Origin of the sequence: Bradyrhizobium canariense (assembly GCF_018130465.1) — a bacterium.
In the GTDB taxonomy this organism is placed as follows: Bacteria; Pseudomonadota; Alphaproteobacteria; order Rhizobiales; family Xanthobacteraceae; genus Bradyrhizobium; species Bradyrhizobium canariense_C.
Window position 1 is genome coordinate 182351 of sequence record NZ_JAFCKJ010000016.1, and the last position, 6000, is coordinate 188350.

Sequence of the window (6000 nt, forward strand, 5' to 3'; positions counted from 1 at the left end):
AACGAACGCTGCTTCGGGAGCTGCGCAAAAAAAACGTAGGAAGGAAAGCAATGAAAGCACTTGCAAGAATGAGCGTCGCCGTACTCGCTCTCCACGCCACGCCTTATGCGGGCGTGCTTCACGCCGCAGCGGAGTCGTTACCTCAGGGACCGCTCGTTGGTGACCAGGATCTGTCGCCGTTCTACCGCTGGAGCGGTGCTTTGCCGGAGAAGCCAGGTGTCATGCTACGCGAGGAGGGCATACCCGATCAGTCTGAGATCGTTGCGGCCGCAACGGCGAAGAGAATCCTGTACACCTCGACGGACGCAAGGTGGCGATCCGGCATCATTCCAGTTAGCGGCACGCTTTATCTTCCAAAGCGAGCCGCGCCACAGGGCGGATGGCCGCTTATTGCCTGGGCGCATGGCACGCTCGGCGCCTCCGACAGGTGTGCCCCGTCCTGGAGCAGGCATCGACCGAGGGACGGCGAGTACATCAACAACTGGCTGGAACAAGGGTTCGCCGTCGTTGCGACCGACTATCAAGGTCTCGGCGGACCCGGCCCGCATCCTTATCTGAACTGGGAGGCAGAAGGACGCTCGGTGCTCGATGCCTCAAGGGCCGCGCTCGAGCAAGGGAACGGTCAGATCGCCAACACCATCATCATCACGGGTCAGTCGCAGGGCTCCGGTGCCTCCCTCGGGGCAACGCGCCTCGCACCTTCATACGCGCCAGAGCTCAACATCAAGGCATCGATCGCAACCGGCATCGTTTCTCGGTTTCCCGCGGCAGACCAGAAGCCTTCAGGCGAGCCAAGTTTTGCACGTACCGTTCCGCCGCAACTCAGCCTTCTCATGATGATCGGCGGCGCTCTTGGGGACGATGCAAAGAAGCCGGACGACCTCGTGACTGAGCCGGGGAAGCCCCTGCTGCAAGCCGCCCGAGAGGGATGTAACGCGGAGCTTGCTCAGGTCGTTCGCAACAATGGCCTCACTCTGGCAAACAGCCTGAAGGATCCGGAGATCACGGACCGTCTCAGCGCCGTGATAGACATGAGCCCGGTGCAAATGCCGGTACCGGTCTTTCTCGCGACAGGCCTAGCCGACAAGTCGATCCTACCACAGCGCCAATATGCTGCGGTTGTCGCACTGTGCGCTGCAAGGAGCCATGTGGTTTGGAAGACCTATGCCGGCGTGAGCCATAACGGAACGGTGCACGCAGCCTATGCTGACGAGCTTGCATTCGTTCAGGCCGCCCTGGCGGGGAAGCCGATGCAGTCCAATTGCGCTTCGATTGCCGATCCAGGGCCGGTCGGCGAGCCCTTGCCCGGTTTCAAATTCAACGATTGAGCCATGTCCTCATTGACGCGAAGAACGATCGTCGGGTCGGGGCTGGCAACCGCGCTTTCTGCTTCGCCGTTGCTGCGAGCAGCCAAGGCGCAGACTTACCCGCAACGACCCGTGAAACTCATCGTCCCCTATGCCGCGGGAGGTGCCTCGGACATCATCGCGCGGCTGATTTCATCGGAAATGGAACGTGCCCTGGGCCAGCCCTTCATTGTCGATAATCGCGGTGGCGGCGCCAGCATGGTCGGCACGCAGGCGGTCGCGACCGCCTCCCCCGACGGCCAGACGATCGGAATGATCGATAGCGCCTTTGTCATTAACCCCGGGCTGTTTCGCGCGAAGCTTCCCTACAACACCAAGAGCGACTTTGCGCCGATCTCGCTCCTGGCAGCTTCCCCACTCGTTCTCGTCGTACATCCCTCTGTGGCCGCCAATAGCCTGCGGGAGTTTGTCGCGCTCGCCAAAGCTCAGCCGGGCAAGATCAACTTCGCCTCGGCGGGGCTTGGAACCGCCATTCATTTGGCCGGAGAGCAACTGCGACAAGCCGCCGAGATCGATATTCTTCATGTGCCCTATCGAGGCGGAGCACCGGCCATTACCGATCTGATTGGCGGTCAGGTCCAAATGACGTTTGCCACCGTTGCAGCGATTGGACAGCAGGTCCGTCAGGGCGTGGTCCGTGCCCTGGCCGTTACAGGAGACGGCCGCGTCGCACAGTTGCCGGACGTCCCCACGATGGCCGAGGCCGGCTTGCCGGCCGTCGACGCCACGCCAATCTTCGGCCTGGTCGGACCGGCCGCGCTGCCGCCTGTCATCATCGACAAGCTTGCGGAGGTTGCCGGGAAGGCCTTCAAGGGTGAGGCACTGCGGCTCAGGATGACGGAACTCGGCTTTATTTCCGTTGGCAGCTCGCCGTCGGAATTTGCAGCACGCATCGATGACGAGATCGCCAAATGGGCCCGTATCGTCGAGAACGGAAATATTCAGCCGGGCTGACCCCTGCCCTCGCTTGCACCCAGTGATCCGCTATGAAAATCATCGAAATTCATGGTTTCAATCTTAGCTTTCCGCTGGCCGAGCCCATGGGAAACGCACTCAACGTGTTCCGCAAGCGGGACGCGTTGCTTATCCAGATACGCACAGATAGCGGGCTTTCCGGCTGGGGAGAGGCAGGCAACTCCCCGCACGCCGCCGGCGCGTTCATCCGCGCCCGGTTGGCTGGACTCATCCTGGGCAAGTCGCCCGCCGAGTATGGCCGCCATTTTCAATCGATGTGCGGCTCGGTCGGGTATGATCGGCGCGGCGCGGCGATGATGGCGATATCGGCCGTCGACATGGCCTTGCACGATCTTGCTGCGCAAATGCATGGAATCAGCGTAGCAGCACTGATGGGTGGAGCGGTGCGCAACGAAGTGTTTGCTTACGCAAGCGGACCCTTCGTGCGAATGCAGCCTGATCCCTACCGGGAGTATCAGCGCGAGGTCGATCAGTATCTTTCGCTTAACTTCAAAGCCATAAAGCCCCGGGGTGGCGTTGAGCCGAGAGCCGACGGCATCATGGCAAACGCGCTTCGCAAGCAGGTGGGCCCTGACATCGGTATCATGGTCGATATCAACCAGAGCTATACCGCGGCCGCCGCCATCCGCGCGGCCAAGTTCATGGAAGATGCCGACCTGCTCTGGATTGAAGAACCAGTACAGCCGGAGGACCTCCCGGGCTATCAAACCTTTGTGCGGGCCGCCAAGGTCGCAACGGCTGGAGGAGAAGCGCTCGGAAGCGTGCGCGCCTTTCGCGATTTTCTCGCCGCAGGCACCCTCGATATTCTTCAACCCGACCTTTCGATATGCGGAGGCTACAGCGGCTTTCGCCAAATTTGGGCGCTCGCGCAGGCCTATGACCTGCCCATCATGCCCCATGTGTTTGGCACGACTGTGAACTTCCACGCCTCGCTTCAAATGTCGGCGGTGCTTGAACCGCGCCGTGGCGGAGCCTGCGCCGCGTATCCATTTGTAGAGTGCGACATGATGGACAACCCGCTCCTGCGCCTTGCCGGCACACCGTACGTCAGCCGGCATGGCATGCTCGCGATACCGGAAGCCTCTGGAACGGGACTGGACTTGCAGCCTGAACGGCTCGAGCCATGGATCACCGACTCCTGGTCGGAGCATCTTTAGGAAAGATGCACGGCCTCTGGAGCGCTTATTCCTAACGCAATATGCTCTCCCCAATCGCGTCACAACGATCTCCGGCCCGCCTCAACAGGCCGAATCAAGGATGCGGAAGCGACGGCAATGACCCTCCGCCCGCCCGCACATCGGGCTCGAACAATCGATCGGGCCAGACAGCGCCCCTGAAAACGACTTTGACCGGCGGCAGTGAGGGAGCCCGAATTCGGCCTGCCAACCGCCGAAGCCCTCGCATCCAATCGCGTGTGGACATGCCCTGCTCGCCACTTGTGGCAGAGAACATCGACATCGGCCAGGCAGGTGACTTGCGTCGTCTACTCTATGATTGCCGCGCCAGGGCTCTTGTTACGTCTCCCCACTTTTCATTTTCATGCTTCATGAATAATCCGAAATCCGGACCGCACCGTGTACCTACTTCCGCGCCTGTCACTTTGAAGCTTTTTCGTACGCTCGGGCTCTACAGAACCCGCTCAATGTCAGCAGTCACTTTGGACAAGATATCGGTTGGCGTTCTCGCCGGTGCTAACACCCCGAACCAAGAAGTCGATCCTCGAGAAAATCAATTCCAACTAGAATTGACCTAAGTTCCCGTCCTGATGGCTGTAGCCGGGAGAGGGCCCCCTCATACCTCGTCGCGCTTTTCCCATGCAGTGGGAAAGAAATCATCGTTGATCGAACTTGGTCAGTCGCCACCTCACCAGATCGTCGGCGCCTGGGCCGGCCTGAGGCCGAACATCCCTCATACGGACCACCTCCCCTGACTTCTCATCCACGAGCGCCAGCTTCACTTGGCGTCCGCTGTTCTTGTTGATGAACTTGAGAGGGGGGCCGGCGTCCCCGGTAATTCCCCATTTGTCCCCGACCTGGGCAAGCGCCCGAACGACTAGGATGACGTCCCTGCCCTTTTGGGTCAGGAGGTACTCGTAACGATCGGGACCCGACTGATACTGCCGCCGCTCGATCAGTTCATTTTCCTCAAGGTGCTTGAGGCGGTCGGACAAGGTGGCATGGGTAACATCAGTCGACTTTCTCAAATCCTCGTATTTGCTCAAACCCAGCGACAGGTCGCGCAGGATCAGAATTGCCCAGCGATCGCCGACGGCATCGAGCACCCCGGCGATCGAACAAGCCATTCCCTCAAAACTCTTCGAGCGCATCTGCGTGGACCTCCGAATAACTCTTATTACTAGAGTAAAATCGCATGGCCCGCTATCCAACGGCCCGACCAGGACTTCATGCAAGAATTCACTTGTCTTTTTGCCACTCTTATTATTAGAGTTACCGAACGCAAGCGCCAACCATTTCCGACAGTTCATTACGAACCTAGCATGGTTTTGTGTCGAGCCGTCGGCGAACCCATGAGAATAATTGGCGGAATAAGCCATACGGCTCTCGCGGAGGAACAATGAAGTTTTTGCAAATGGCGAAGTTTGGCAATCCCACAGAGGTGGTTGAAGTTGTCGAAAGCGATCCACCCCCACCGCCCGCAGCAAATGAAGCCACGGTCGCAGTCGAATACTCAGCGATCGGTCCCGCTGAACTTCTGATGATCCGTGGCAGGTATGGGATCAGGCCACAGCCGCCGGCGCCGCTCGGCAACGAAGCTATTGGACGCGTTGTCGCCGTTGGAGCCTCGGTTAAAAATGTAAAGACTGGCGATCGTGTCGCCATTCCGACCGGACTTCCCGTGTGGAGGCAGGCCATAACGGTCGCGGCCGCCGATCTCATCGTCTTGTCTGAGCAAGCCGATCCCCAACAGCTGTCAATGCTTCGGATCAATCCGCTGACAGCGGCATTGCTCTTAACCGAGTATGTCGAACTCGGCAAGGACGACTGGATCATCCAGAACGCCGGCAATTCCGGTGTGGGGCGCAGCGTCATTGCGTTTGCACGGGAGTTCGGACTGCGCTCGGTAAGCCTCGTGCGCAGATCCGAACTCGTGGATGAGCTCAAGTCAGCCGGAGCTGACATCGTGCTTGTCGATGGACCGGACGTTGCGAAGCAGGTCGCAGCGGCGACCGGCAAGGCTGGAATCAAGCTGGGCATCGACGGCGTGGGTGGCGACTCCTCGCACTCGGTTGCGTCTTGCCTAACGTCGAACGCCAAGATGGTTGCCTATGGCGGCATCAGCGGAAAGCCCGCGGCCATGAGTCCTCTGATCATTATTTTCAAGCAGGTGACCCTGGAAGGGTTTTGGCTGGGATATCCGCGCTTTCGAGGTGCACACGAAAAGCTTGCGGCTCATACTCGGACAGCCGAGCGACTGATCGCCGAAGGCAAACTGCACGTTCCGGTCGCCGGCGTTTATTCGCTCGAGCAGGCAACTCAGGCCATGGCGCATGCGCAAAAAGGCGGGAAAGTCCTTCTGAAACCCAACTAATGGATCATCAACGGTCAGGTGCCCTGAACTCTAGGGCGCCTGAAACTACGACTAGTCCGATATGGAAAGCGATGGTCCTAATTCTAATAGAGCCAACCGGAGGAAACAT

The 6000-nt window shown here is 59.5% G+C and carries 5 protein-coding genes; 4 read left to right on the top strand and 1 reads right to left on the bottom strand.

Translation table 11 applies throughout. From position 1 onward, the window contains the following. The first annotated feature begins 50 nt into the window (after window positions 1–50). The 3 genes from JQ591_RS31335 to JQ591_RS31345 are packed head-to-tail and all read left to right on the top strand — an operon-like array spanning window position 51 to window position 3499. Window positions 51–1328 carry a lipase family protein gene (locus tag JQ591_RS31335; RefSeq protein ID WP_249137923.1) on the top strand — a complete coding sequence of 426 codons (1278 nt, stop codon included), beginning with the start codon at window positions 51–53 and terminating at the stop codon, window positions 1326–1328. 3 nt (window positions 1329–1331) lie between these two features. Next, complete coding sequence (locus tag JQ591_RS31340) at window positions 1332–2321, top strand: Bug family tripartite tricarboxylate transporter substrate binding protein (RefSeq protein ID WP_211399819.1); 990 nt, start codon at window positions 1332–1334, stop codon at window positions 2319–2321. Between the two features lie 32 nt (window positions 2322–2353). Further along, on the top strand, window positions 2354–3499 hold the full coding sequence (locus tag JQ591_RS31345) for a mandelate racemase/muconate lactonizing enzyme family protein (protein WP_211399820.1): 1146 nt from the start codon (window positions 2354–2356) through the stop codon (window positions 3497–3499). 674 nt (window positions 3500–4173) lie between these two features. Here JQ591_RS31345 and JQ591_RS31350 read toward each other — a convergent pair. Continuing rightward, a complete protein-coding gene (locus JQ591_RS31350; RefSeq protein ID WP_211399821.1) occupies window positions 4174–4668 on the bottom strand; it encodes a winged helix-turn-helix transcriptional regulator in 495 nt (164 codons plus the stop codon). Window positions 4669–4916: 248 nt separating this feature from the next. Between JQ591_RS31350 and JQ591_RS31355 the strand changes: the two genes are divergently transcribed. Further along, window positions 4917–5891, top strand: a complete 975-nt coding sequence (locus JQ591_RS31355; protein WP_211399822.1) for a zinc-dependent alcohol dehydrogenase family protein — start codon at window positions 4917–4919, stop codon at window positions 5889–5891. Window positions 5892–6000: the final 109 nt, after the last annotated feature.